The 26,376-nt window shown below is 38.5% G+C and carries 29 protein-coding genes; 15 read left to right on the top strand and 14 right to left on the bottom strand.

Going from position 1 to position 26,376, the window contains the following annotated elements; all coding sequences use genetic code 11:
- The first annotated feature begins 58 nt into the window (after positions 1 to 58).
- Entirely contained in the window at positions 59 to 871 is an 813-nt protein-coding gene (locus B3297_RS16390; protein ID WP_286779153.1) for a DUF72 domain-containing protein, read from the top strand.
- 13 nt (positions 872 to 884) lie between these two features.
- On the opposite strand, the gene B3297_RS16385 is transcribed toward B3297_RS16390, so the two are convergent.
- From B3297_RS16385 to B3297_RS16360, 6 genes are all read right to left on the bottom strand, one after another.
- Positions 885 to 1,217 carry a hypothetical protein gene (locus B3297_RS16385; RefSeq protein ID WP_070569361.1) on the bottom strand — a complete coding sequence of 111 codons (333 nt, stop codon included), beginning with the start codon at positions 1,215 to 1,217 and terminating at the stop codon, positions 885 to 887.
- A gap of 11 nt (positions 1,218 to 1,228) precedes the next feature.
- Positions 1,229 to 1,549 carry a hypothetical protein gene (locus B3297_RS16380; protein ID WP_070569365.1) on the bottom strand — a complete coding sequence of 107 codons (321 nt, stop codon included), beginning with the start codon at positions 1,547 to 1,549 and terminating at the stop codon, positions 1,229 to 1,231.
- Between the two features lie 32 nt (positions 1,550 to 1,581).
- Positions 1,582 to 1,896 carry a hypothetical protein gene (locus tag B3297_RS16375; RefSeq protein ID WP_070569368.1) on the bottom strand — a complete coding sequence of 105 codons (315 nt, stop codon included), beginning with the start codon at positions 1,894 to 1,896 and terminating at the stop codon, positions 1,582 to 1,584.
- Between the two features lie 331 nt (positions 1,897 to 2,227).
- Positions 2,228 to 3,286, bottom strand: a complete 1,059-nt coding sequence (locus tag B3297_RS16370) for an SMP-30/gluconolactonase/LRE family protein (protein ID WP_236560156.1) — start codon at positions 3,284 to 3,286, stop codon at positions 2,228 to 2,230.
- A 318-nt stretch (positions 3,287 to 3,604) separates the two neighbouring features.
- Positions 3,605 to 4,258, bottom strand: coding sequence for an alpha/beta fold hydrolase (locus tag B3297_RS16365; RefSeq protein WP_070569374.1), 654 nt, complete (start codon positions 4,256 to 4,258; stop codon positions 3,605 to 3,607).
- A gap of 163 nt (positions 4,259 to 4,421) precedes the next feature.
- Positions 4,422 to 5,486, bottom strand: coding sequence for an NADH:flavin oxidoreductase (locus B3297_RS16360; protein ID WP_070569377.1), 1,065 nt, complete (start codon positions 5,484 to 5,486; stop codon positions 4,422 to 4,424).
- Positions 5,487 to 5,598: 112 nt separating this feature from the next.
- On the opposite strand from B3297_RS16360, the gene B3297_RS16355 reads away from it, so the two are divergent.
- The 9 genes from B3297_RS16355 (at position 5,599) to B3297_RS16315 (ending at position 15,541) form a co-directional block, all read left to right on the top strand.
- Positions 5,599 to 5,946 carry a winged helix-turn-helix transcriptional regulator gene (locus tag B3297_RS16355; RefSeq protein ID WP_070569380.1) on the top strand — a complete coding sequence of 116 codons (348 nt, stop codon included), beginning with the start codon at positions 5,599 to 5,601 and terminating at the stop codon, positions 5,944 to 5,946.
- 175 nt (positions 5,947 to 6,121) lie between these two features.
- Positions 6,122 to 6,715 carry an RNA polymerase sigma factor gene (locus B3297_RS16350; protein WP_070569382.1) on the top strand — a complete coding sequence of 198 codons (594 nt, stop codon included), beginning with the start codon at positions 6,122 to 6,124 and terminating at the stop codon, positions 6,713 to 6,715.
- 96 nt (positions 6,716 to 6,811) lie between these two features.
- A complete protein-coding gene (locus B3297_RS16345) occupies positions 6,812 to 7,054 on the top strand; it encodes a hypothetical protein (protein ID WP_115047897.1) in 243 nt (80 codons plus the stop codon).
- Between the two features lie 15 nt (positions 7,055 to 7,069).
- Positions 7,070 to 7,951, top strand: a complete 882-nt coding sequence (locus tag B3297_RS16340) for a FecR family protein (RefSeq protein ID WP_070569385.1) — start codon at positions 7,070 to 7,072, stop codon at positions 7,949 to 7,951.
- A gap of 234 nt (positions 7,952 to 8,185) precedes the next feature.
- Complete coding sequence (locus tag B3297_RS16335; protein WP_286779152.1) at positions 8,186 to 11,656, top strand: SusC/RagA family TonB-linked outer membrane protein; 3,471 nt, start codon at positions 8,186 to 8,188, stop codon at positions 11,654 to 11,656.
- Positions 11,657 to 11,668: 12 nt separating this feature from the next.
- A complete protein-coding gene (locus tag B3297_RS16330; RefSeq protein WP_286779151.1) occupies positions 11,669 to 13,117 on the top strand; it encodes a RagB/SusD family nutrient uptake outer membrane protein in 1,449 nt (482 codons plus the stop codon).
- Positions 13,118 to 13,193: 76 nt separating this feature from the next.
- A complete protein-coding gene (locus tag B3297_RS16325) occupies positions 13,194 to 14,384 on the top strand; it encodes a thioredoxin family protein (RefSeq protein ID WP_070569393.1) in 1,191 nt (396 codons plus the stop codon).
- An 8-nt stretch (positions 14,385 to 14,392) separates the two neighbouring features.
- Positions 14,393 to 14,860, top strand: coding sequence for a DUF4369 domain-containing protein (locus tag B3297_RS16320; RefSeq protein WP_115047901.1), 468 nt, complete (start codon positions 14,393 to 14,395; stop codon positions 14,858 to 14,860).
- A gap of 120 nt (positions 14,861 to 14,980) precedes the next feature.
- Positions 14,981 to 15,541 (top strand): peroxiredoxin family protein, encoded by a 561-nt coding sequence (locus B3297_RS16315; protein WP_286775053.1) that lies wholly within the window; start codon positions 14,981 to 14,983, stop codon positions 15,539 to 15,541.
- A 359-nt stretch (positions 15,542 to 15,900) separates the two neighbouring features.
- Here the strand turns inward: B3297_RS16315 and B3297_RS16310 are convergent, their stop codons facing one another.
- From B3297_RS16310 to B3297_RS16275, 8 genes are all read right to left on the bottom strand, one after another.
- Complete coding sequence (locus B3297_RS16310) at positions 15,901 to 16,434, bottom strand: NADPH-dependent FMN reductase (protein WP_070569402.1); 534 nt, start codon at positions 16,432 to 16,434, stop codon at positions 15,901 to 15,903.
- Positions 16,435 to 16,560: 126 nt separating this feature from the next.
- Positions 16,561 to 17,172, bottom strand: a complete 612-nt coding sequence (locus B3297_RS16305; RefSeq protein ID WP_286779150.1) for a hypothetical protein — start codon at positions 17,170 to 17,172, stop codon at positions 16,561 to 16,563.
- Positions 17,173 to 17,196: 24 nt separating this feature from the next.
- Entirely contained in the window at positions 17,197 to 17,325 is a 129-nt protein-coding gene (locus B3297_RS16300) for a hypothetical protein (protein WP_286779149.1), read from the bottom strand.
- An 85-nt stretch (positions 17,326 to 17,410) separates the two neighbouring features.
- The gene (locus tag B3297_RS16295; RefSeq protein WP_083296093.1) at positions 17,411 to 17,653 is read right to left on the bottom strand and encodes a hypothetical protein; all 243 of its coding nucleotides are present in this window, start codon (positions 17,651 to 17,653) and stop codon (positions 17,411 to 17,413) included.
- A gap of 30 nt (positions 17,654 to 17,683) precedes the next feature.
- Complete coding sequence (locus B3297_RS16290; RefSeq protein WP_286779148.1) at positions 17,684 to 18,223, bottom strand: GNAT family N-acetyltransferase; 540 nt, start codon at positions 18,221 to 18,223, stop codon at positions 17,684 to 17,686.
- A gap of 110 nt (positions 18,224 to 18,333) precedes the next feature.
- Positions 18,334 to 18,861 (bottom strand): NUDIX domain-containing protein, encoded by a 528-nt coding sequence (locus tag B3297_RS16285; RefSeq protein ID WP_070569408.1) that lies wholly within the window; start codon positions 18,859 to 18,861, stop codon positions 18,334 to 18,336.
- A 20-nt stretch (positions 18,862 to 18,881) separates the two neighbouring features.
- Positions 18,882 to 19,280, bottom strand: coding sequence for a hypothetical protein (locus B3297_RS16280; protein WP_070569411.1), 399 nt, complete (start codon positions 19,278 to 19,280; stop codon positions 18,882 to 18,884).
- Between the two features lie 201 nt (positions 19,281 to 19,481).
- Positions 19,482 to 20,132: a hypothetical protein gene (locus B3297_RS16275; protein WP_286779147.1), complete on the bottom strand. Its 651-nt coding sequence runs from the start codon at positions 20,130 to 20,132 to the stop codon at positions 19,482 to 19,484.
- A gap of 337 nt (positions 20,133 to 20,469) precedes the next feature.
- On the opposite strand from B3297_RS16275, the gene B3297_RS16270 reads away from it, so the two are divergent.
- From B3297_RS16270 to B3297_RS16250, 5 genes are all read left to right on the top strand, one after another.
- Positions 20,470 to 21,975 carry a sensor histidine kinase gene (locus B3297_RS16270; RefSeq protein WP_070569417.1) on the top strand — a complete coding sequence of 502 codons (1,506 nt, stop codon included), beginning with the start codon at positions 20,470 to 20,472 and terminating at the stop codon, positions 21,973 to 21,975.
- An 87-nt stretch (positions 21,976 to 22,062) separates the two neighbouring features.
- Positions 22,063 to 23,559 carry a TlpA family protein disulfide reductase gene (locus B3297_RS16265; protein ID WP_070569420.1) on the top strand — a complete coding sequence of 499 codons (1,497 nt, stop codon included), beginning with the start codon at positions 22,063 to 22,065 and terminating at the stop codon, positions 23,557 to 23,559.
- A gap of 5 nt (positions 23,560 to 23,564) precedes the next feature.
- Entirely contained in the window at positions 23,565 to 24,242 is a 678-nt protein-coding gene (locus tag B3297_RS16260; RefSeq protein ID WP_070569424.1) for a LytR/AlgR family response regulator transcription factor, read from the top strand.
- A gap of 264 nt (positions 24,243 to 24,506) precedes the next feature.
- Positions 24,507 to 25,220 carry an RNA ligase family protein gene (locus B3297_RS16255; RefSeq protein ID WP_286779146.1) on the top strand — a complete coding sequence of 238 codons (714 nt, stop codon included), beginning with the start codon at positions 24,507 to 24,509 and terminating at the stop codon, positions 25,218 to 25,220.
- Positions 25,163 to 26,314 carry an AAA family ATPase gene (locus B3297_RS16250; protein ID WP_286779145.1) on the top strand — a complete coding sequence of 384 codons (1,152 nt, stop codon included), beginning with the start codon at positions 25,163 to 25,165 and terminating at the stop codon, positions 26,312 to 26,314. The genes B3297_RS16255 and B3297_RS16250 overlap by 58 nt, the downstream gene beginning before the upstream one ends.
- The last annotated feature ends 62 nt before the right edge of the window (positions 26,315 to 26,376 follow it).

Here is a 26,376-nt window from a genome sequence, read left to right as displayed (position 1 = left end):
GATAAATTGTTTTTTATATGCAATTCAATTGCAGACCAATACAAAGGATAATTCGTCTATGAAAAAAAAAATGAACCATTGCATGCTGCTCGATTGTTATAAGGGTATGGAAAAATCATATTTTACTGGAACGAGCGGTATCCTTTTACCTTACAAGAATAAAAGTTATTATCCTGAGGAGTTACAGGATAAAAGTCGATTGGCTGTATACAGTTTACTATTTAACTCATTGGAAGTAAACAGTTCTTTTTATAAAATTCCCAGAGAAGAAACAGTCAGAAGATGGTCCGAAGAGACGACCGATGATTTTCGTTTCACCTTTAAACTATGGAAGGGAATTACGCATCAAAAAGAACTTAAGTTTGATCCACAGGATGTCGCTAGATTTCTATCTGTTATTGACGCTATCGGCCAAAAGAAAGGGTGCTTGCTCATACAATTACCACCATCTTTTAAATTTGCTTCTATTGGAATGCTTGTTGAACTGCTGGATTGTATTGCCCAGGATAAGAGAAGTGAAAAATGGCAGGTATGTGTAGAATTTAGGGACCTTTCCTGGTATAGAGAAGAAACTTTCGAACTTTTAAAATCCTATGAAATGCATCTGGTTATTCATGATAAGGATATGCAAGGTATGCGTCTTCAATATGCGGATGCAAAGATAATCTATATGCGCTTTCATGGCCCAAATGGTGACTATAAGGGAAGCTATTCGGACAGCCTATTGTTGGAATACAGTACCTATATTAACGAATGGATTGCAGCGGGAAAAGAAGTCTATACTTATTTTAATAATACAATAGGAGCGGCACTTCCTAATCTAAAGACATTAGCCTCGTATATCACTGCGAACAAAATATTTCCTGCTTAAAAGGTGTCTTTTTTTAAAGTACACTGCCACGGATATATTCATTTCCCATATAGCCGTCCCAGCCTTCATGTTCACGCATAATCCGCTGATAAGCATTGGTCAATGCTTGAGTTTTCGTAAATAAGGGAATACCTCTCCGGATGCAGTCGTGATCAGCGTAAGTCCCAGCATTATCGTGCCATTGTAGCCAAGCAAGTAATTCTTGTCTTTTCATCAGCATTAATCTATCGAATAGTGTCTTATCTTTTAAGTTCATGAGCTGATAACGCCAATCTGTGCGATGCGATTCCATAGCTAGAATTTTTGGAAGCTGATGCGCTATGATCTGTTTAATAAAAGACTCCATAATCTGAAATTTTAGTTGTTAAAGATGAGTTGTGCGTGTGTATTCGAAAAGGCATTGTATCTTCTTTTCATGTGGATGCGCAGGATTTCTTTATGGATATACGCGACAGCCTTTAATTTGGAAAGCTGCTGCACGCCATTTTCAATACATTTACGATCGGTATAGTTTCCTTTTGGATCATGCCATTGTAGCCAATCAAGGAGTATTTCTCTTTCTAGATTCTCGAGTCTCTGATGTAAGCCGATTAATTCACTTTCCCGGAGTTGTTCTCGCCAGTCAGACCAGATCGGACCTGACACCATCCCTCGCTTCTCTTTGAATTTATTTTCCATATTTTACGTCGAATTTGAAGATCTAAAATTTGTTAGATGACTAGCTTACTGATAATAGCATTGCCAAGTTTACTTTTCATAAATAACTCAATTTGTTTCAGCAATTCTGGACTTACTTCGGGGACTCTTTCTAAATCTCGTATAAACCACTTCTGAATGACAGGTGTTTGTTTGGAACGTTGGTCAAATTTAACCACTTCAGCCCGTGATGATTTTCCAGCCGGATCGTAGTATGACCATAGTACAATGAAAATCGTATTTGGATCCTCATCGGGATGGGGGGTATGAAAGCGAACGATGTCACCTACGTGTAAATCCTTATTGTCATATGCTGCGCTGTGTTCCATAAAAGCATTGTCTAAAACTGATATTCAAATATACTAAAAATATTAGTATAAAAAAGTTTTTGCTAAAAATTTTATACTTCATCTAACAGGCTGTTGTTTTTTTATAGTTGGAGGCATGTCTTAGTGATTTGTGCTTTTACTTCGATTTTATTGTTTTTATGAATCTGAATTTCAGTTCCTTTTCTTGTGGGTAGAAAAGATGGACAAATATAAAGGGGAACTATTCGAAGGGAATTTTGTGAAGGCTGCGCATAGAATAATAGCTAGGTGAAAAGTAGATGTGTCAGCGCGAGTTTTATGCTTAAGAATTTCACTTGTTGTAACATTTTTTTCAAAATTTCGGTAATTTGACCTTAAAGACATAATATGGCAACTCTACCTTATCAGCTCCCTTATTCCATTGCGGGTCTTTAAAGAGCTGTGCACAAGAGAAATAGAGGTATCCATCTCCGCTGATACCCATAGAATCGGGCCATAGTATTCGGGAGTCCCTTACCAGGGTATTCACATTTCCCTCAGGATTTAAATATTTAATACTATAATCTATTGACGATGTGAGATAAATATTTCCATCAATGTCTGCTAGTAAGCCATGCGTGATTCCGACTTCTCCTTTGTCTTCCACTTTTGCCTCCAATTCTTGATCCGTCAGCCCTGCGTCGGCTAAAAATTCTGTTGCAATACAGTACAAATGGGTCTGATTGATGGCTTTGAAATATAAATATTTAAAGTCGTGACTCAATGCTATGCCATTCACGTTGGAAGAAAAAGGCTTTCCATTTTCACTACGCATTTCAATACCATTATAGCTTAATAATACATCAGGATCAGCCAGCGTAAAACGGCTTCCAGTTAAAGCCTTTCTAGTCAGTCCAGTTTTAAGGTCTAAAATAATGATGGCCGCTTGGCCGGGATCGGAGAGATAGGCTAAATTTCGCTTGTGATCAATACGCATATCATTTAGACCTGATTTGGTTTTATCAAGGTCGTCGAAACGATAAATATGTTCAATTTGATTTGTATTTGTATTGATTTTTAATAATTTAAACTGGCCTTGATTTGATTTTTCATCTTTGCCAAAAATTGATCCAGCAGCAGATGGTTTAGAATCCAATACCCAGAGATTGTCCTCGGTATCGACAAATATATCCTGAACATTTACAAAGTGGGAATTCTCTTTTCCTTCTAAATTCCATTCTTCATTTGGATAAGGAACAGGTTTTCCATTGATGATTTCAGTAAGTGCATACTGATAATTTTTAGCTTGTTTTGGGAAGGAAACAAATAATCGATTGTTGGAGCTAGCGCTAACACCGATCGGACGGTACGGGCCTAAAGCTGCTGCGACCTCCAATTTCGGGGCTGTAGTATCATTAACTTGTGCCAGCATAGTGAGAAAAAAGATGTGACAGAATAAAAAACTTAATATGAGCCGTGTTCGCATATTCTTGTTATAATTTAACCTTACTATATTACTTTGGACTGGTCCCATTAAGCAATAAACAGCGATTTTTTAGTTACGTAAAGAGACCGCGCTCTCATAGAAGAACCTTCTATTCTCAATTATTGTTTGTCCTTTTCTTCAAATAATACTTTTTTACACTGCTCAGCATATCGTGTGTTTCATGTCGATACGAATCCGCTTGGATTTAATTTTCTGAGCGACTAGAAAAGTTGGGATTGGTCTCGGTGATTAAAAGGAGGTGATTTACAAGCAGATTTCTTGCAAGAGCTTTTCAACCTCCTGGGCATGGGTGACTGTCATAAAATGTCCCGCACCCCTAATGATAAAGTTGGGCTTTACATTTTTGATGGGGATAATATGATCTCTACTACCATGTATATGAATTAAATTGTCCGGAACCGAATTGTTTTTCCATTGCAGAATTTGATGTATTGCCCAGTTCATAAAGATGGGGTCTGTATCGTATAAAATCTGTTTTAGCAAGCGGGAATCTTCTTTGTTACGTATGCCAAAAAAGTAATCTGATAGAAAACAATGGAACTTTAGTAACGGACTAGGAACCAGTTTGTTGATTTTGAGTCTGCCTGCTAAGCGATACAGTTTGGGTAATTCATGCCGTCCTTTGGCTGAAGCAAGCAGGATAATTTGTTTTGTTTCGATAATCTTGGCAATTTCTATTGCAAGCATTCCTCCAAAGGAAAGCCCAACGAGGATGGGGTTCTTTGCAGTAATTTTAGTCGATATTCTTTTTGCATAAATAGACAGTGGTTCATTGGGGCTTGGTGTAATCCAATCTAGATAGGTTAGATCAAGCGAGCCAAAGTCTATTTTGCTGAATACACGTTGATCTACACCCAATCCGCTGATGACATATATTTTGGTTGCGGTGATTTTCATTTAATCAAGTGTCTGTATCCATTTGCGGAGACAAGGTGCTGAATTATCGCTACAAAACAGGGGCAAAAATTGATTCGAAAATCAATTTTTGCCCCTGTTTATACTATTGAATAACGTAAATATTAAATAACGTAATTTTAATCCACCTAATCGCTCGAGCTTACTAAGATAAGCTCGCCAAACTCTTCGCTTCAAAAGTCGATAATTCGTTGTATTTTTCGGCTTGCACTTTTTTCACCCAATTCGGATCTTGCAAGATCGCCCTGCCTACAGCTACAAGGTCAAAATCGCCACGTTCGTAACGACGAACCAGTTCATCCAGTGAAGCGGGAGAGGACTTGAACTCCGAATTTGTAAATACATCGCCAAAATCTTTGTCAAGACCTACGGATCCAACCGTGATTGTGGGTTGTCCTGAAATTTTTTTGAGCCATCCAGCGAAATTTAAGTCGCTACCTTCAAATTCCGGCTCCCAATAACGACGTTGGCTTCCATGAAAAATGTCGACACCGGCATCTGTCAATGGTAGGATCCAGTCTTCCATCGCTGCGGGGGTGGGAGCAAGCTTGGCTGTGTAGTCTTGCTGCTTCCATTGTGATAGACGTAGAATGATTACAAAATCAGGTCCAACCGCTTTTCGCATTGCTTTGACGACCTCAACCGCAAATTTAGAGCGCTCCTTAATTGTTTTTCCACCAAATTCGTCTGTTCTGTGGTTCATTCCTTCCCAGAAAAATTGGTCGATCAGATAGCCATGGGCGCCATGGATTTCAAAAGCATCAAAACCGAGGTCTTTTGCAGATTTAGCAGCGTCAGCGTAAGCTTGTATCGTGGCCTCTATATCCGCTAATGTCATTGTATCTGGGCTTTCAAACGCAGCGGGCGGAGTCCATTGCATAGGAGTATAACCAACATGCCATAGTTGAGGGGCTATTTTTCCGCCTTTTTCGTGCACTGCATCCACGATATTTTTCCAGCCGGCCAGTGCTTGGTCACCGTAAAAGTTTGGGATATCCTTTAAATTCTTTGATGAAGGTCGTTCGATAACGGTACCTTCCGTCAAAATTAAACCGACATCTCCCGCGGCACGACGCTCGTAATATCCCGCTACAGCGCTGTCGGGAATTCCATCCGTCGAAAATGCTCTCGTCATTGGTGCCATTACAAAGCGGTTTTTGAGTGTTAGATTTTTGTACTCAAATGGATTAAAAAGTGTTTGTATGCTCATTTTTCTCGTTTTAAATCGTGAATCTTCACAAATATATTTTAAATAGTATATATTTGTAACTATTATTAGTATAAACTAGTTACCTTCGTGTAACTATTTTGAATATATTCAAATGAAAAGGACTGAATTTAAAAGTTGTTCCTGTGCCATGCAGCGTTCCATGGCAATTTTAGGTACCCGGTGGAAGCCTGTGATTATCTATACTTTGCGCGATCGAAAAGCCCGATTTGGTCAATTGGATGCGCTCATCGAACATATTTCTCGAAAGGTTTTGACCAGTTCATTAAAAGAATTGGAAGAGGATGGCGTTATTTTGAGAGAAGAGTACAAGGAGCTCCCACCACGCGTAGAGTACTCTTTGACAGAAAAGGGCAAGGCTTTAATACCTATTATGTGCCAATTGGCAAAATGGAATGAAGCCTACTATGAAGAGTCTGTATCACCAGAATTGATCGTGTAGAAATTATAATCTAAATACATCGATCTTGCTTCGCTTTTACGCTATCGCTGCCGAATGGAATAGTATTGTGTCAACCGGTTTGGCCTGTCCGTTTTCTATTGCTTGCCAGCGCGGGACTGTTGATCACAATAAATGAAATTTTCATATTTATTTAAAATTTAAGTAATATTGAATTGTGAAAAACAAGGTAAACCAAGAATTTAGCAAGCAAGATTTTTTAAAATCTTTTCGGGAGGGCAGAAGGGATGGTTTACAGTTTCTGTACAAAACTTTCTATAGTCCAATGTGCTATTTTTTAGAAAAGATGAATCTTGATAAAGGTACCATCGAAGAAATCGTGCAGGATGTATTCTTAAAGCTTTGGGAGCGCCGGATAGATTTTGATCATGTTGAATCAATCCGAGGTTTTCTCTACACAAGTTGTAGAAACGCCGCTTTAAACAGGATCCAACAAGAAAATAGAATTCAACAAAAAACCAATTTTTATACGTCACAGGTCGATCTGGTCGATTTACCGATCAGCCATCAAATGATCTATTTGGAGACGCTTCGAACGATCCATGATGCCATTGATACCCTGCCTGAGCAATGTAAGCAAGTGATGCGTAAGTTGATTGTTGAAGATTTAAGCCCACAGGAAGCAGCGATCTCCTTAGGACTAACCACTAGTACGATTTACAATCAAAAGAAAAGGGGAATTGAACTTTTGAGATTAAGACTCAAGCCTGACCGGTTTTTTTGCCTACTTTTGCTTTTACTCTATTATTAGAAAATTTATACTTCTGATACATAGGTTTTTGTGAAAATATCTACCACCTCTTTAGAGAAACGAAATCAAAATATTGTTTTAAGTATATAGAGCAATATGGAGCAAATACCCCAACATATCATTTATTTACTGAGCAAATCCAAGCTGGAAGGATTGCGCGATGACGAAAAATTAAAGTTGGACTTATGGCGGTCCGAAACTGATGCAAATAAGGGGCTATGTGATCTGATTGACAACAAAGATCAAATGCAAGCGGATTTAGACGGGATAGCCCGTTATGATTGGGAGGAATCATTTGCCCTCTTTGAACAAGATTACCTCAATACCTCATACACTTAACCTTTTTATAAACGTATGTTGTCCTATGGTATCGCCGCGGCGTTGATTGGATTACTCGTGTTGTTTTTTATACATAATCTTTCGGATACGGTCTATCAGGAGACTCCGGATAAAGATATTCAACCCGCTCAAATGACAGGGGTAGTACGTCTAGGAAATGGAAATTCAATTTCGATGGCTCCAGGAGATACTTTATTATCGTTTGTATCACCCGTTAAAAATAAAGCGGCACGAGTGAATAATTTATTCGCTGCGACACCCAAGGGTGGGAAAATGACCATGCTATTACCTGATGGAACCAAAGTATGGATGAATGCCAAAACGCAGTTGGATTATTATGAAGTAGATAGTATGCGGGAGGTTCGTTTGGTGGGGGAGGCTTATTTTGAAGTTGCCAAAAAATATTTACCATGGGAAGGTGAGGTTCCAAAACTGAAACCTTTCGTGGTACAAGCAGGGAAGATCAATATCTCCGTATTGGGGACACATTTTTATGTGAAATCAACCAAGAATATAGAAGACTTTAAAACGACATTATACGAAGGTAAAGTTAGGGTTCGACAGGGCGACAGGCAGATTATACTGTTGCCAGGGGAAGAATCGTATATCAAACTCGGTCAAATTGAACGACGAATAATTGATCTTGACGCGCGCAATGCATTGAAAGACGGATATTTCGTGTTCAATTCGGAGACTTTAGGGGGTATTATGGATGAGTTAGCGTCTTGGTATAATGTAGATGTCGTCTATCTCGATAACCAAATAAAATCGGAAAAATTTGAAGCGATGTTGTCTCGTAACAGCAGTCTGAAAGATATCATCAACGTACTGGAGAGTACCGGGAAAATTAAGTTTAAATTTAAAGGAAAGACCATTTATGTAGACAAAACAACCTAAATGAAAAGACGAAACCCTAAACGCTTGCAACATTTAGGGCTTCAGATCAAGTAATTCTAACTGTAACAGAATTTTAATTCTTAACCTAAAACAAAACTATAAAAATTATGCACAACTTGGTCGTGCCCTATACGATCAAACGCAACAAATGAAAAACAGCGATCGCCCAGATATTTGGGGTAGGCCGCAATGGAGGGGAAACATTATGCGCATATCGCTTACAAAACCATACTAATGTCTTGTTGTTTGCTTCATGTTGGAGCTAAAACGTATGGACAGGACGTATCGATACAGGAGAAATCAGTGTCGTTGAGAAAGGTTTTTTCAGAGATCAATAAGCAGACTGGCTATTCTTATGTATGGGCGGCCACAACTATTGATCCAGATACAAAGGTTAACTTAACCGTTAAAAAAGAATCGTTGGGAAATGCTCTTGGGAAGTTATTGGACGATTTGGATCTCGATTTTGAGATCAAGGGGAAGATTATTGTCGTACACGAAAAATCTCAACAGACTCAACGATCGATCACTAATCAGTTAATGACGGTAAAAGGTTTTATTGTCGATTATAACAACAGACCACTTCAAGGTGCAACGATTCGTGTAAAAGGTGTTCCAAAAGGAACCGTTACAGATCAGCATGGTCATTTTGAAATTAATGGCGTTAGTTTAAATAGCTTTTTGGACATTACCATGGTCGGATTTGCTCCACTTACGATTGCAGCTAAGTCCGATTTGGGTACGATTACCTTAAGAGCCTTGGATGAGCAATTGCAGGAAGTGAACATTACAGTCAATACAGGATACCAAAAAATAAGCAAAGAAAGAGTAGCAGGCTCAATTGCTCAGGTGACAGCCAAAGACATGGAAGGACGGCTTCAACCTAATTTATTGGACCGGATCGATGGATTGTTGCCCGGGCTAAATTTGGTGCGAAATACTTCAAGTCCACAGAATTCGAAAAATAACCTGGGTATCGAGGTTCGTGGACGCTCCACCATCAACGCACAGGCTGCTCCGCTAATCGTTGTTGACGGTATGCCTTTTGAAGGTGACTTAACAGCTATTAATCCCAATGATATTGCTTCCATAACCGTTTTGAAAGATGCTTCGGCAGCCTCCATTTATGGCGTTCGTTCCTCTAACGGTGTTATTGTTATTGCGACAAAAATAGGCTCCGCAGGCAAAACAAAGATTGATTATAGCAATACGCTTTCTTTTAGAGGACTTCCAAGCCGTAGCTACCTCAATCAGATGAGTAGCGCTGAACTGGTCAACTTTCAAAAGGAAATGTTTAATTACCGTTCGGGAGATTATGCAGTTATTGACCCGAGAAAAGCGATGAACGACGTTTATCGAATTTTGTACGATCGCAAAGGTGGAGTAATTTCGGAAGAAGAGATGGAAAAGCGGCTGGATGTATATCGAAATCGTGATCGCTTTAGTCAAATGGATAAATTTCTGAATACGACCCGATTCGATCAGCAGCATAATCTCGCTATTTCGGGAGGATCCGATCGTTATACATACCATTATTCCCTCAATTATACGCAGCCGGGAGATTACAATAAGGGACGGGCGACAAACAAGGAGCTGGGATTTAGTCTGAAAAATAATTTTAAGTTTACCGACTGGTTTAGTTTACGCGCAAATGTATTGGGGAAAAACCAAAATAGAGAGGGTGATATTGGCTTCAATTTCTACGATAACTATATGGGAGGCAAAGCATCCTATTATCTGCTTGAAAATGAGGATGGTTCTCCAGCGCAATGGTATAGTTCAAAATCTCAGTTTGAGATTGATCGCTTGAATGCGCTGGGACTGGAAGATGAGACCTATATTCCTTTAAATCATGTTGCCGCGATTCACGAAAAGTTCTATAATAAATACCTTAACTTAAATTTTGCTGCAAATTTTAAGATTATCAAAGGACTGGACTTCGATATGTCCTATCAAAGTGAACGGACCGAAGGGTATAATGGCACATTGAATAGGAAAAATGCCCAATCGGTTGTAGGTATGGTGAATGACGCTACCCAAATCGGAAAGGACGGGGCAATCAAACGCAATATTCCGCAAGGGGGACAATTTGCTGAACAACGTAATGATGTCAATAGCTATACCTTACGTGGCCAATTTAATTATCAAAATAATATTCAGGGAAAACATGAAATTGTCGCAATCGCCGGTGCTGAACGTAGACAGATCAATAACCGATATACGAATATTTACAAGTATGGTTACGATGAAAATAGCCTAGTCTACAAAGGAATTAATGAAGAGCTTTTTGGTATTCAGATCCAAAACACACAGGCGCTTTTTAATAGCTATACTATTTCGAAAAAAGAGACTGGATTTAAGGATCTAGTCGATAGATTTGTTTCCTTCTATGCCAATGGATCTTATACCTATGATCGTAAGTTGACTTTGAGTGGAAGCATCCGGATGGATCAATCTAATTTGTTTGGAACAAATATCAAAAATCAATACAAACCTCTTTGGTCCATAGGCGCTTTATATCATCTGCCAAGAATTGATTGGGAACCATTAGATCGTTGGTCGGTACGTGCGACTTATGGTGTAAATGGAAATGTCCCAAAGGATAATGGACCATATTTGATTTCGAGGGTGAATAACAATCTGAACTACTTTAACGGTGAAATGCAAGCCTACATTGATTCTCCGCCTAATCCATTGTTGCGATGGGAGCGAACAAAAGTATTCAATGTTGGTTTTGATTTCTCACTATTTAAAGATAGACTTACAGCTACTCTTGATATCTACAATAAGAAAACTTCTGATTTATTGGGGAATACGCCGTTGGATCCAACTTTGGGATGGGATATGGTGTTGCTTAATTATGCTGATATGCAGAATAGCGGGATCGAGTTGGGGCTGAATGGTAAGATGATTCAACGTGAAAACTTCAGCTGGAACAGCACAGTGAATTTTAGTTACAACAAAAATAAGATTACCAATCTATATGTTGAACAGAATACCCCATACTATTACTATTATGCTCCCCAAAATCGGGTTGGAATCCCAATGGGTAGTTTATATAGCATAGATTATGCGGGATTAAATGATAAGGGACGACCTTTGGCACGAAAGGCTGATGGTAGTCTGGTCGAGACCACGCAAAAATTGACTGTCGATGATTTAATCTATGAAGGTACGACAGTACCTCCCTACACTGTTTCTTTCAGAAATGGATTTAAGTATAAAGATTTGACGCTTTCCTTTATGTTTATTTTCAATGGTGGCCATGTGATGCGGGGAGTTCATCCAGAGTTCTTGAGTAAATACGCGGAGCTTAACTACAATAATAACTTCGACAAATTATGGTTGAACTATTGGAAGAACCCAGGTGATGAAAGTAACCCTGATATTGTTCCCGCATTTGTTTCTGCTGCTTCAGGCAATATTTCCGATATTTTCAATGCTGCACATAAATTTGTTCAGAAGGCTGACTATATTAAATTGCGCGATATTTCATTATCCTACAACCTTCCTGCACAATGGATTGCACCGACAAAACTTTCTTATGTGCGTCGAACAGGACAGGTATTGAATGCATGGCGTTGGGTCGCTAACAAGGATAATCTTGATCCCGAGGTTTGGGCTGGGTATAGTACGGTAACGAGTCCAAGTAGAGGGATACAAGCACCAATAATTTACAATTTAGGTGTATCTGTAGGATTTTAATAAGAAAATATCATGAGAAAAATATATATAGGATTGCTATTCGGTTTATTGACATTGAATAGCTGTAACAAATACTTGGATATTAAACCAAAAGGTTTTACAATTCCAGAGAATCTGAATGATTACAAATTGCTTCTAAACGATCAATCTTTAGTAAGGGCTTCCGCTGTTTATCCGAACTATTTAGTAGATAATTTACAGTCCGGAGATCCTCAGGATGTACAATCGGCAGCAAGCTATGACTATTATGACTATGTAAAAAAACAACTCTATAGCTTTGCTCACGGTGCGATATTTGAAGATGGCCAGTATGATCCATACTGGGAATCGGCTTATAGCCACATATTCACTTACAATGTTGTTATTAACAATGTATTGGCAGCAACAGAGGGATCGGAAGCCGAAAAGAAAAGGGTTTGGGCTGAGGCTAAGGTCGGTCGTGCATTTGAATACCTTAGTCTAGTGAATATCTATGCCGCTCATTATAATCCTGCAAGTGCAACAAAAGATCTAGGGGTACCTTTGGTGCTGAAAGAGGATATCAATCAAAAATACGAACGTGTATCTGTTCAGGCGATCTATGATCAGGTAGTTAGCGATCTTAATGACGCGTTGCCAAATTTGAGTACAGTGCAGTCAAATAGATTTCAAGCAGTACGTTCCGTCGGTTTCTCTTTTCTAAGTCGGGTTTATCTCTATCAGGGAAAATACAAAGAGGCCCTTGAGAATGCAAAACAAGCACTTGCTGTGAATAAAACGCTCATTGATTATAGTTTATATACCAATAAAGACAAGACGACTTGGGGACGAGTTTGTCTTAAAACAGATAATTCGGTTCAATTTCCCGATTCCAGAACGAATATGGAGGCTGTATGGTCTCGATTGGGAACAAGTTCCCTAGGTAGCCCCAATGCCGAATTTTATGCCTCTAAAGAGCTGATAGAAACATACGCCAAAGATTTGCCAGCAGGTGCAACCGACAAACGTTATGAATTATTTTTCTGTCGCGATCAGGCTTCTTTAGGTGCTACTATTGTAAAATTTCCAGGACGGGTTCTTTTTGCTCCCTACGTCGAATTTAGCACAGGATTTAATACGCCTGAATTGTTTTTGATTGCTGCGGAAGCAGCTGTTCGGACGGGTAATACGGCGGAGGCACTAAGCTTCTTGAATACATTAAGAAATAGCCGAATAGAGAATAATAAAGCGTTAACCTCAACGGATCCAAAAATTGTTTTACAGACGGTACTTGACGAAAGACGTCGTGAAATGCCCTTTATGGCATCCGATAGGCTGATTGATTTGAAACGACTCGCTATAGCAGACAATTTTAAGAAGTCAATCCAATATCCATTGGCAGGGAAAGTTTTCGAAATGGAATCCACGGATGCCCGGATGATACTTCCGGTTCCCCCAAAGGTACTTTCGTTGAATCCGGGAATTCCCCAATACGAACGCTAAAAAATTAGATGTAGACCACTCATTCCTAATCAATTTCTATCAACATGGAAATTGATTAGGTTCTTAATAAAAAAATATGAAAAAGATACTATTGACAGCACTGGCTTTTACACAGTCGATGCTATTGCTCGCACAAGAACATATACAGTTTCAGAAGATCACTTTTGGCCAGGCAAAGGAATTGGCCAAGCAAGAAAATAAACTGATTTTCCTGGATGGATTTACCTCCTGGTGCGCTCCCTGTAAATGGATGGAAGGAAATGTGTTTTCACAACCTGAAGTCGCTCGTTATTTTAATAGCAGGTTTATCAATACTAAATTTGACTGCGAGATAGGAGAGGGTGTAGACATTGCTAAATTATACCAAATCAGAAGTTTTCCCACGTATTTATTTTTAGATGGGCAGGGGACATTGATCTATAGAACCCAGTCTCGCATGGAAGCTGATTTGTTCCTGAAACAGGCAGAGCAAGCTAATGATCCCAATTTTCAAATCCCCAACTTGCGTAAATCGTACGATTTGGGTATGCGGGAGTCTAATTTTCTAATCCGCTATATTAAAGTGATGGAGCAAACCGATAGTCAAGCAGCAAATGCAGCGAAAAAGGCATTGGACAGCGTGGCTACCGATAAATTTTTGAGGAGCCCAAACGGATGGGAAACCATAAAAATGATGGCACAAAGCCTGGATGATCGTTACGGAAAATTTTTTGAGTCGAACAAATCTTATTTTAAAAGCATAGCAGTGCCGGCGGATTTTGCGAAAAAAGAGGCACAGCTGCTACGTTATGCCATGTATGGCTATATTAGAGATCATAAAGTAGATGAGTTTAATGCTGGCCTAGCCTATTTTGAAGGCCTAAAAGATCAAGAACAAAAAATAGAAGCTGCACTGTATAAAGTAGAATGGACCGCTGCACATGGTACCCATAAGGAGTTTGTTACCCTCACGAATGTCTTAAGAAAAGGCCTGCTCAAAAATGAGGACGAGAGATTGAGCTTTATTGCCCGCCGCAATGCCAATGCAAAAGGAAATATTGCAAATCCAGTTATCCTAAAACAATGCTATGTGCTGGCCAAACAGGCAGTCGAATTGAATCCCTCAAGTTATTCCAATCAAGGAACATTGGCCGATATTTGTATCGCATTGAAAAAAAAGAAAGAAGCTGTTCAAGCTGCAGAAGCTGCGCGTGGATTGGCGGAACTGGAAACTTCAAAAATTATTAAACTGGCCGATGCTCTTGTGGCACGTGCTAAAGCACTGTAATAGTCAATATGAAAAAAATAGCTACATCCATATTCTTGGTTTTAAGTTGTCTTGGGACAGTATCGGCTCAAGGTCAGCGTTTTCAATTAACAATAAAGGGAAAACAATTTCCCGCAAAATCTAAAGCATTTGTTCGCTACATCGTGGACAGAAAATTGACAATTGACTCTATTAATTTTGGATCCAATGATGTGATCTATAAGGGGGAAATTATGGAACCAACGCAAGTCATGTTATTTTATTCCAAAGATGGAGCTTCCTTCTGGAACCGCAAAGGTGGCCCGATGGAGCGTCTTACATTTTACGTAGACCCTATGGAACCCAATACGCAAATCACTGTTCAACGTCCTTTCGAGTCTTCCTTGGTGAAAGGCGGTAAACTGCAGGTAGCCTATAAGCAGTATCAAGATTATTTAAACTCCTATGAGAAAAAGCTTATGGTTCAGCAGTCTAAAAGAGCTGATTTGTATCAGTAAAAAAATCGTGACGAGAATGCGCTCAACCAAATTGCGCAAGAAATAGACAAGATCGAAACAGAACGTAAGAAGGCGCAGCGAAATTTTATCGTCAATAATCCAGACAATTACTTCAGTTTGTTGGCCTTGCAGGAAGTTGCCAGCTACGATGATAATGTAGTTACCACCGAACCTTTGTTTTTCAATTTGTCATCGAGATTAAGGCAAACAGCTATCGGAAAAAAATTGAATGCAGATATTCAACTAGCAAAAAAACTAGGAATTGGACAGCCAGCTTTAGATTTTGCACAGGTAACTCCCGAAGGTAAGGAGCTAAAACTTTCAGATTTTAAAGGTAAATACCTACTTCTGGATTTTTGGGCATCATGGTGCGGTCCCTGTCGTGCAGAGAATCCTAATCTAGTGAAAGCTTATCAAAAATTTAAAGGATCAAAATTTGAAATACTGGGTGTTTCACTCTATAAACCAGGAAAGAAAGATAACTGGCTGAAAGCGATTGAACAAGATGGATTAACCTGGCCTCAGGTGTCGGATCTGAATGGTTGGCAAAATCAAGCCGCTCAATTGTACGGTATTCAGGCTATCCCGCAAAATTACCTCATCTCTCCAGAAGGTAAGATTGTTGGAATTAACTTAAAAGGAGTAAAGTTGATAGAGAAACTCGAAGAGTTACTTAAATAAATTTTAAGGAGGGGTGATTCACCCCTCCTTAATTATGAACCTTTAATAGCTGCTATCCCTACGGGGTCCGTTTTATATTATAGTGCCGCTCTTTGGGGAGCTAGGGTAACGGCTTGCAGCTTATTCGCAATTTCTTTGGTGTTTCTCTGCTATTCCGGTGCTGTTTCTTCGGTGTTTCTTTGCTGTTTTTTCGCTTCTTCTTTGCTATTTCTTTGTCGTTTTATTGGTGTTTCTTTGCCTGAAAAACAAAGAAAAGGTAAGCAAAAGGTCAATAATATGCAAAGCAGTATGTACTCAGTACATCGGCATAAGTTATGCAGAATGCACGAAAAGGCAAATAGATTTTTAGCGGGATATCACTAGGAAGAAATCTGTTCCTTAAAGTCCGCTATTTTTTCCCTCAGACTATTGAGGTGTTCCGGACTGATTACGCCATTATCCTGATCAAAATTTTCGTAAAATTTGGGAAGCGAGAATGTTTCTTTAATGATAGCGCCAAACTGCGGAAAGAATTTCTGCGCTTCGGCCATCACATTTCCACCACCATAACCACCTGGTGAAGTTGTCATAAGCAACATGGGTTTATCTTGGAAAACTTTGACATTTATTCTAGATGCCCAGTCGAATACATTTTTAAACGCTACGCTATAGGAGCGATTATTCTCTGCGAGGGAGCAAATGATCATGTCACTCGAGGCTATATGATCTAGGAAAAGCTGCGCTTCCTGTGGGAACCCATTTTTTTCTAAGTCTACAGAAAAAACAGGCATGTTATAGTCATTCAGGTCGATCAAATTAATTTCGTGCCCCTCGAAGCTTTTAAGTACAAATTTGACCAATTGTTTGTTAATCGATGTGGAAGAATTACTCCCAGCGAATGCAAATATTTTCATGTTTTATCCTTTATGAATATCAGTTGCTTAAATTTAATCAATTTTTCACGAAAATAAATTTTCATTTTTTGGAATAGATTTTGAACAAATCGCTATATCAATTTGGCTATTTATGATACTGAAGGTTTAATCATATTGTTTACGAAAAAAATTGTTTGTGCTGTCTATTTTTAGGGGATTCTTCAAAAACCAATTTGAAAAAAGTGTCCATTTCTCTTCATTGTTTTCTAGCCATTTTTCGAAAGCATCTTCGTCGCCTTTCATTAATATCCAATGATTGTAAGACTCGCCGTAACCTAGATCGATGATCTTTTTTTGATAACTGAAGAGGACATTTGGAAATATTTTGTTGTGTTTACTGCTGAAGTAGTTGTTTATGAAGTTAGTTCTTATAGTGTCTAATGTATTGATATCTATAGATTTTAAACCAAGTATTGACATCGCTAATGTTGTCTCATAAATTCCTACTCCAAAAGGCAGTTTTATTTGACTGGAATCTGCTGCTTTTGCATTGACAAATGCGTTTTTACTAAAGCTAACGGAAAGCGCTGTGTCACTTTTCAATTTTATCTGCGTTTTGTATTGATCATAAAGAAGCTCACTTATTTCAGCTGTTCTTTTGGTGTTTCGTTCTAAATTCATAAATATCTCACCGTAAATCATTCCCCAAACCTTTTCATCGGAAATACAAAATATCTTTGATGCCCAATAATAATTTGAAGAAAATTCCGGATCCACCTCTATGCCCTTTTCATAATAACCTTATGCATCTTCTAAATTTCCTTTGACACGTTGGATGGCTCTCATTTCCAAATAAAGATGACCTGATTTGGGAAATATTTTTAATCCACTCTCGTAAGTACCTACAGCTTTATCACTTTCGCCAAGCATATCGTATGCATTTCCCAATAATTGATATACTCTGTCATTGGTAATCTTTTCACTTTTAATACTTTCTAAGTACTTAATCGTCTTTTTATAGTCTTTTTTTTAAATAATAGGCGTAGCCGAGCTCATAGGGGTACGTGATACTATTCGGATCGAGATTTTGAGCTTCTTTCAATAATAGGATACTCTCATCTACCTTTCCATCGTCCATGAGTTGGATGGCTTCCTTTCCTTTTGAAGAAGCTTTTTCCCGATTTGTTTCTTGACCATAGGTGATTTGTCCAGTGAGAAATAAAAAAACGACGGCAATATATCCAATTTTGTTTTTCATTTTTTTAGCAGATTAAATGATTGATTTTTATTAAAAAGATAGATCCGTTCTAAAAATAGCATACAATGGAATATCATAATACCGGCCATCTTTCTTTAAATGTTGTTTTAGCAGGGCTTCTTTTTTCATGCCTATTTTTTCCATGACTTTTCTAGAGGCTGGATTATGTGGGAAGTAGGTCGCAAAGATTTTATTGAAGTTTAGTTCTTTAAAACCAAACTCAATGATTGCTTTTGCGGCTTCCGTGACATAACCATTATTCCAGTAAGGAATAGCGATCCAGTATCCCAACTCGGCCTTATCCGAGCCTTCATCGTGCAGACCAATAGCTCCGATCAGCTTTTTATCTTTATTTCGAATAGCAAAAGTGAAGCCTTTACGATTGGCAAACGCTTCCTCGGCTAATTTAAGCCAATATTCAGCATCTTCTTTTCGGTATGGGTAGGGAATATTTGAGGTAAAGTCCGAATAAACCTTGTCTTGCAGATAGTCTACAATCTGTGGAATATCAGTCGTGTCAATGGCGTTGAGAATAAGTCGTTCTGTAACTAATTGTGGGAAATCTTTCATTTGATTAAGTCTTCAATATGGCTAAAATGAAATTATGGGTTACTTAGTTTTATAAATGTAGGGAAGTTTTATGGGATTCTTTTCTTTATATTTTTTCGGGTGTAATAGGTCTAAATTCCGGTAACAGTGATTAAGATCAATGTTATCAATAAGGCTATATATAGATTGAAGAATATATGGACCAGTGTAAAGCCGATGAGTCCAATCAGGATTTCTAAAAAAGCTTCCTTTATGCGGGACGGAGGATTTGAATCTTCAAGGTATTTGGTATACTCGTCTACAATTGGTCGATCACTATCGGTCCAGTCAAAATGTAATAATTCTGCGGGGGAAACCCATAATGCTTGAACATATTTTTGAAAGGCAACTTCGCCAGAACAAAAGGTGCAGAGAATAGGATAGAGACAAGGTGCTGGACTTGTATAGTCTTGTTGCGTCATCTTTAACGGCCTTCCGACAAGAATATCTATATTAAGCTCTTCCCTGATTTTGAGCGACAAATTTGCTTTCATTGATTGGTGGGACTCGGTAATGCGACCAGGAAATTCCCACTTTAAGGCATGCGTCACCGATGCCGGACGCTGACAAATGAGTATCTTATCGTCCTCCCTTATAATCGCACAAGTCAAATAATGCATAACGGTTTAAAGAATAGGTGTTAGGAGCCAGGTTCTTTACTTTCAATTTGATGACTCTCTAACAGCTCGATACGGCCTTCGATAATCAGCAAATAAAAGTTTTCAAAGCAATCCTGATAGATCTTTTGCTCCAATGATTTTATTTCCTCAAAGAGACGTTCTTTCGAGACCGCAGGGTAACAAAGCTCATTTTTTGATGATACTCTCGTTTCTTGGCAAGGCGTATCGTGAAGCTGTTTGTACAGGTCGCCTAAATCTGAAATGTCTTCACTACGGTGGTAGGAGGGATGAAACCATACCCAAAAGTCTTCTTGATTTTTATAGGGATGCGGTAATAATTGAACGCACGTATTTCTGAATAGATCTCCCGGATGCTTTTTATAACGGAAATGAGTGGCTGTGGTCTTTAAACTATTCATAAAGTTAATTTGTTTGTAGGTTTACAAAAAATAATTCAAGAATAAAGATGTCATCTTAAATATAGGTATTTTTTTTAGTATTAAAAATTTACAGTTGACGTTAGCGCTAATTAGATCGCGATAGGATACAGAATACCACAGTCACAAAGCTGCACTCGAGCTGTTCCGCTAAAAAATGTAAATCGTATTCATTTTATGTTATCATCCCCAGAGCATTTTGATGAGAACGGATATTGTGAATACGAATAATCCGATATAGAATATATTTGTCCCATGTTTTCTGTCATGATCCGAATAGGAAAATATCCGTTCGCCATTCGGTAGGCTCTTTTTGGAACTAAACAGCATATACCCGATTGCAATTCCTAAAAGTCCACCTAGAAGGGCGGAAATATAGCCAAAAATAATCCAATACTTCTGCTGCGGTTCCGGTTCCCGTAGTTGCATGAGTCGCTCCTGCTTCAAAAGATCAAGCTTTTCCTGATCAATATCTTTCCCTCTTTTTAATAAAATTTCTCTAGCCAGTGCGTAGTCTAATTTGTTCCATTCATCGGATTTTTGAAGAATTTCTAAGAGCTCTTCGTCGGAAAACTGATACAGGTAATGGTCGTCTTCAACCAAAGGGAGAGACTGCATTTCCTGCTCTTCTAAAATAGATTCTGCATTTGCGAAATTGGCAGGGTCTATTTGAACCTCATATTGATATCCAACCGTGTTTCCAGAAAATGTAATATCCACGGGGGGGACATTATCTGCCAACCGCGTTGTTACACCTTTTTCCGAAAGTAGTTTATGACATTCTTGAGCTTCTTCTAAACTAGAGAACCTTTTTAACACGATATATGTATCCATGTGATCAATTATTTTTTAATACCTGTATTTATGATCATTTGACAGTCCAATGCTGTGTGCAATCTTGGCTATTTGCCGTAACACCGCAAAATAGGACGTGAATGTGTAAATAGCGGATTAATTATGTAGTGTCTTTTTTGAATAAAGTTAATAAAGCTGGTTTGATACTTTTCAGCTTAAAGATAGTAAAATCAAATTCTATTTTATAGAAACAACAATAGAATCCCAGCTATAAGATGAAGAAACATTTGATTCATCACATTTTTGGTGGTATTCGTCACATTTTTCTGTTTTATGTTTTCATTTCAATTAATATTGCCTCATCAAAACCAATAACATGAAACTGAAAGACGTAAGAAAAATAGAATTTTGGATGGCAACTGTCGTATTTGTCGCTGTTGTTTATGCTTTGCTTGTTGATACAAACAATCGGGATGATAGCGGTATGCATAACTATTTCCTTCACCAAAAAATAAGCTACTCCTATTTCTTTAACTTTTTTGTGCCAAATTTTATCATTGATTTGCTTCTATATGTGATGTTTCTCCTTTTAAATTTTGTCCTTATTCCTTCCCTCATCAACAGAAAACGGGAGCTGCTGAATTATTCATTACTAGCTGCTTTGATCTTGGTATCCGGACTGATTTTAGGTGTATGCCGGACCTATAGCCACGCCTACGAATTGAAGGATTATGACAGTATTCAAAGAAGCTATAATAGTATATTTTTTAAGGCTTTTGCGCAAGCTATTTTATTAACAATTATAATTTCTTTATACACGTGTGCGCAATATCTGATCAGCTATTTGCTTAAAAGCAAGGCAGAAAATCTGACCCTGCAAAAGCAGCTAAAAATGGATTTATCCTTTGGAATTGGTTGCTGGTTTATTGGATTGTTTTTTTTGATTACATCGCGATCCCATTCACAACTTTCGGTATTATGGACTTTGGTTGTGTTGTCTGCAGTCGGTATTGTAATCTATTCCTTATACTATTTGTTGCCAAAATTACAGGAAAAACAGAAGAAATTCCGTGATTTCTTCTGGACTATCTTTGCTATTAGCTTGATTTCAGTCCTGCCATTAAGTGTGCCGGCGCTATTTTTCTTTAATCAGACAAACGAAGTGATCTTTATCGTTGCTATGTTTCATTTACCCACGCAATTATTGGTTAGCATTCCGCTGTCCTGGTTTCTCTTTAAAAAACGTCTAATGCGTCAAAACGAAATAGCATCCCTACGTACGGAGCTCGGGCAGTCGGATGCGAATCTGACCTTTCTAAAATCTCAAATAAATCCACACTTTTTATTTAATGCCTTAAACACATTGTATGGCACGGCATTACAGGAAAAAGCCGAACGGACAGGGGAGGGAATTCAGCGATTGGGCGATATGATGCGGTTTATGCTCCATGAAAATACGCAAGATAAAATCTCGTTGACGCGTGAAATAGAATACCTGAATAATTACATCGCTTTACAGACCCTGCGGACTTCGATGTCAGACAAAATTACCATTATAACGGAAATAGAGGAGCAGTTTGAAAATTATCAAATTACCCCTATGTTGCTGATCCCTTTCGTCGAGAACGCATTTAAGCATGGTATAAGCCTTCAGAAATCGTCTTATATTAAAATATCTTTGCAAGTGCGAGACCAGGTTTTGTTTTTCGATGTGAGTAATAGCATTAATCCGAAAAGTGATCGTGATCCCGAAAAACTAAAAAGTGGTGTCGGTTTGGAGAATGTACGCCAACGTCTTTCATTGCTATATCGAGATCGACATGAACTGATGATACGTGAAAATGCCAATGAATTTTTTATCCATTTAACTTTACATATTTAAAGATCGCTAGTGTTATTTAAATCTAACTAGTTCCACTATCTTTTAATCAATTATTCACCTGATTTATTGGTTCCTTAATTAATAGCAATGAAAAAAATACTTGTTTTTTTGCTTATGACCTTGTATTGTCTAAGCAGTCATGCTCAATTTAAATTGAGCGGTAAGATTTGGAATTATGATCCAAACAAGGCCTTGGAAATTAATATTCCTCTTGTTTTTGGTTTTTATAAAGAAAATTCGCAACAGATAACCGTTGCCAGCGATGGCACATTTGAGGTCGCACTGCCAATAACAGCTCGAAAATCCGCGACTCTAAATTACAGCAGTGTATTTCAAACCTTGTTATTAAGCCCCGGTAAAGATCTTATCCTGAATTTAACCGACACTACGATCGTATTTACAGACGGTAGTGCTTTGACAGAAAACAAAATTATACAGCAAATAAAACACGATGAAGTGCCTTTTTTTATGAAGGCCCCGAACGTAAATAATCTTGCTCAATGCTCTTTGGCTCAGTTGAGACAGCAAGTTTTAATTCCCTGTTTAGCGGATTGCAATCAAATCAATAAAGTGATCCAAACTAGTCCATTGTCTTCCTCACTAAAAAACTATATACGTACTGAGTTTTACGCGCAACGGATGAACCATCTGAACGATTTTGCCCGTATCGCTGAATTGCCAAAGTCTACCGCAGATAGTTTGGTTCTAGAGCTGTTTGGAAAAGCACTTATTAATTTACAGGACGACTTTGGAGGCCCTTCTTTTTATTCTTTCCTTGACAATTACCTGCGTTATTTGGAAACGAAAGCATTTGTTAAGATTCGGGCCGAGAAAATTCCGTCTAGTGAACCAATCCCTTATTTCGGGATAAGCTTAGACAGTGCAAATAGATTAATGACTATCTATAGTAAAGATTATTGGCGGTTTATCGGTGCTTTAAATAATTTCTCCAAGCCTATCGTAGAAAACTACAATTTTCAACAATTGGTCAATCTATATCATGACAAGGACTTAACGCATTTAAAAGCATTGGCAGGGGCACATTGGAAGATATTTCCAAAAGATAAGCATAAGCCGCTTGTTGAAAGCTATATTGCCGATCTTGACGCTCTTTTGGTGGCGAATAAACACAACAAACAGATTCGGTTGATTGAAGATGATCAACCTATCTCATCGATCGACGACCTGATTGCTGAATTGAAAGGAAAAGTGGTCTATTTGGATGTTTGGGGAACCTGGTGTGGTCCCTGCAAGTTTGAATTGAAGTATACACCTGAACTGAAGAAAAGATACATGGATAAAGATATTGCCTTCGTTTATTTGGATATGGATGAAGACCATCGCGATCAGGACTGGAAAGACTTTATACGCGTCAACAATTTAACCGGAATCCATTTACGTAAAAATAGGAAACAGATTGAGCCCTTTTGGAAGGAATTACTGCTAAATGCAAAAGACAAAGCCGAATATTATCCGCAATATTTTATATTTGATAAAACAGGAAAATTAGTTGTGGAAAAGGCTCTTCGACCAAGTAATGGAAAACAACTGTATGACCAAATAGATCAGATTTTAAATCAATAATTGTTATGATAGCCATCGCGATAGATGATGAACCTGTGGCACTGCAGGTTATTGAACACCATATAGCTAAAGTCCCTTTTATTGAATTAAAAAGTACATTTACGGATGCGTTTATGGCGATTGATTATCTCCAGAAGGAGCAGGTGGACCTTATCTTTTTAGATATAAAAATGCCAGATATTTCAGGAATAGAGTTTCTGCGCAGTTTGAATACTTCGCCAATGGTGATTTTTACGACGGCTTATTCTGAGCATGCGCTATTGAGTTTCGAGCTCGACGCCATCGATTACTTGCTTAAACCATTTTCTATGAGCAGGTTTTTGAAAGCCTGCAACAAGGCGAGCGAATTGTATAGCCTTCGGGCAAAAAAGCTACAGCATAACAAAGACTATCTGTTCGTCAAAGATGGTTATGAACATGTTAAAGTTGAATTCGACCGTATCCTGTATATTGAAGCATCAGGCAATTACACCCAAATACATTTGAACGATAATAAATGCGTTAGTTCTAGAATTACCATTAGCGAGCTGCTGGAACTGCTCCCGAAGGGCGAATTTGTTCGTTGTCACAGAGCATTTATCGTCGCACGAAGTAAAATGATGAAGTTCGACAAAACCCAAATTTGGGTAGCAGACAGGGTTATTCCCATTGGAACGACATACACTGAATTGAAATTATATTAATTGACGCGTTTTTTGACTAATCAAGGCTGATTAGAAAGTAGGGAAGGCGGTGTGTTGTCCAAAAATCAAAGGGAGCGTATTTATGTTTTTAAAATAAATTGTATACTTTTGTAGCAACAGATCATTTGTGTTGTCAATTTTTAAAATTTAAAGTCATGTAATGCATTGTCGATATTTAGGAAGAAAGTAAACAACGGGATTTACCCGATTTGTTTACCCAATGCCTATGTCTTCAATTTTTTAGTATGGATTTAAATTTTAAAAATGGAATCAACAAAATATGGTCGTACCTATCATTTCCCATTTTCGCCAGGGACAAGCAGCGACGATCGTTTTAATCAATATTATTGGAAGGATATGCAATCTTTCCATCAACTGTTATTTACAGAAAAATTAGATGGCGAGAATAATTGCCTTTCACGGCGTGGAGTATTTGCACGATCTCATGCAGCTCCAACCACGTCGCCATGGACGGCCCAGCTTCGGGAGCATTGGTCCAGATTAAAAAACGATCTGGGTGATTTGGAGTTTTTTGGTGAAAATCTTTATTCTGTGCATTCGATCGAGTATATGCAACTTGAGCACTATTATTATGTTTTTGCTGCTCGAATTAAAGATCAGTGGCTTTCATGGGAAGAAGTTACTTTTTATGCCAGTTTATTTGATTTGCCTACTGTACCTGTTTTAAAACTCGACATGGTAAAGGATTTGACTGAGTTAGAACTTCGGCGTTTAGTCGAAAATTTGGCCATGCAGTCTTCTATATTTGGATCGGTTGATCCTAAAACTGAAGAAGCATGTACGATGGAGGGGTTAGTCTGCAGGAATGCTGATGCATATACCGTCAGCGAATTTCAGCACAATGTTTTTAAATACGTTAGAAAAGGACATGTGCAGACCGACGAACATTGGACAAAATCATGGCGAAGAGCAAAAATGATTTGGGAAAGGAGGGATTATTCATGGAATGGACAATAGCAACAAATAAGGATTGGTCGGCTTTAGCGAAACAATTTTCTTGGGTCAGGGATATGGAACAGGTACAACAGGATCCTTTACATCATGCCGAAGGGAATGTCGCGATTCATACCCAAATGGTATTACAGCAGCTGGAAGTATTGCCTGAATATCGGAATCTGGATGAACAAAAGCAGGAGCTCCTCTGGGCTTCCGCTTTATTGCATGATGTCGAGAAGAGATCGACGACAGTTGTCGCTGCCGATGGTCGTATCAGTTCACCAAATCATGCCAAAAAAGGAGCACAGACCACACGGGAGATTTTATTTCGTGATGTGGAGACCCCTTTTGCATTACGGGAGGAAATTGTCGCATTGGTACGCTATCATGGGTTGCCATTATGGTTGATGGAAAAAGCCGATCCGATGAAGAGCGCCTTGGAAGCGTCACTATGTGTCAAAATGAGTCAACTTAAGTTGTTGGCCGAAGCTGATGCTAAAGGAAGGTATTGTGGCGATTTGGATAATTTGCTCTATGCATTGGATATGTTCGAACTGTATAGTAAAGAGATTGGCTGCTGGGATGCCACGCGTTCTTTTTTGTCTGAAAATGCACGATTTACATATTTTAATGGAAACGATAGTTATGTTGGTTATGTGCCTTTTGATATATTCAAATCCACGGTGACTGTACTTTCAGGTTTGCCGGGAATGGGCAAAGATTATCAGATTTTAGCAATGAATACCGACCTCCCCGTTATTAGTCTGGACGACATCAGACGCAAGTATCGCATTGATCCGACCGATAAAAAGAGAAACGGATGGGTTGTACAGGAAGCAAAAGAGCAGGCAAAAAAATACTTACGCTGCGGACAGGATTTTATCTGGAATGCCACTAATATAACTTCCCAGATGCGAAAACAATTGATCGATCTTTTTGTCAGCTATCAAGCCTACGTGAAATTGTTGTACGTTGAAAAACCCTACAAGATTTGGCGCACGCAGAATAACGATCGGGAATATCCACTGCCAGATGTTGTATTGGATAAAATGCTTCATAATTTGGAAGTTCCGCAGTTGACAGAGGCGCATGAGGTTCACTACATTACGGAATAGTTGGCGCTTTTTAGCAGGAGATTGCGGCTTTGTAGATTGGTTTTACGGATTAAGTAAATAAA

The sequence above is a fragment of the Sphingobacterium sp. UBA3519 genome, from assembly GCF_002377215.1.
Taxonomy (GTDB): Bacteria; Bacteroidota; Bacteroidia; order Sphingobacteriales; family Sphingobacteriaceae; genus Sphingobacterium; species Sphingobacterium multivorum.
The sequence above is the reverse complement of the archived record's forward strand: the minus strand, read 5'-3'. Positions and strand labels throughout refer to the sequence as shown.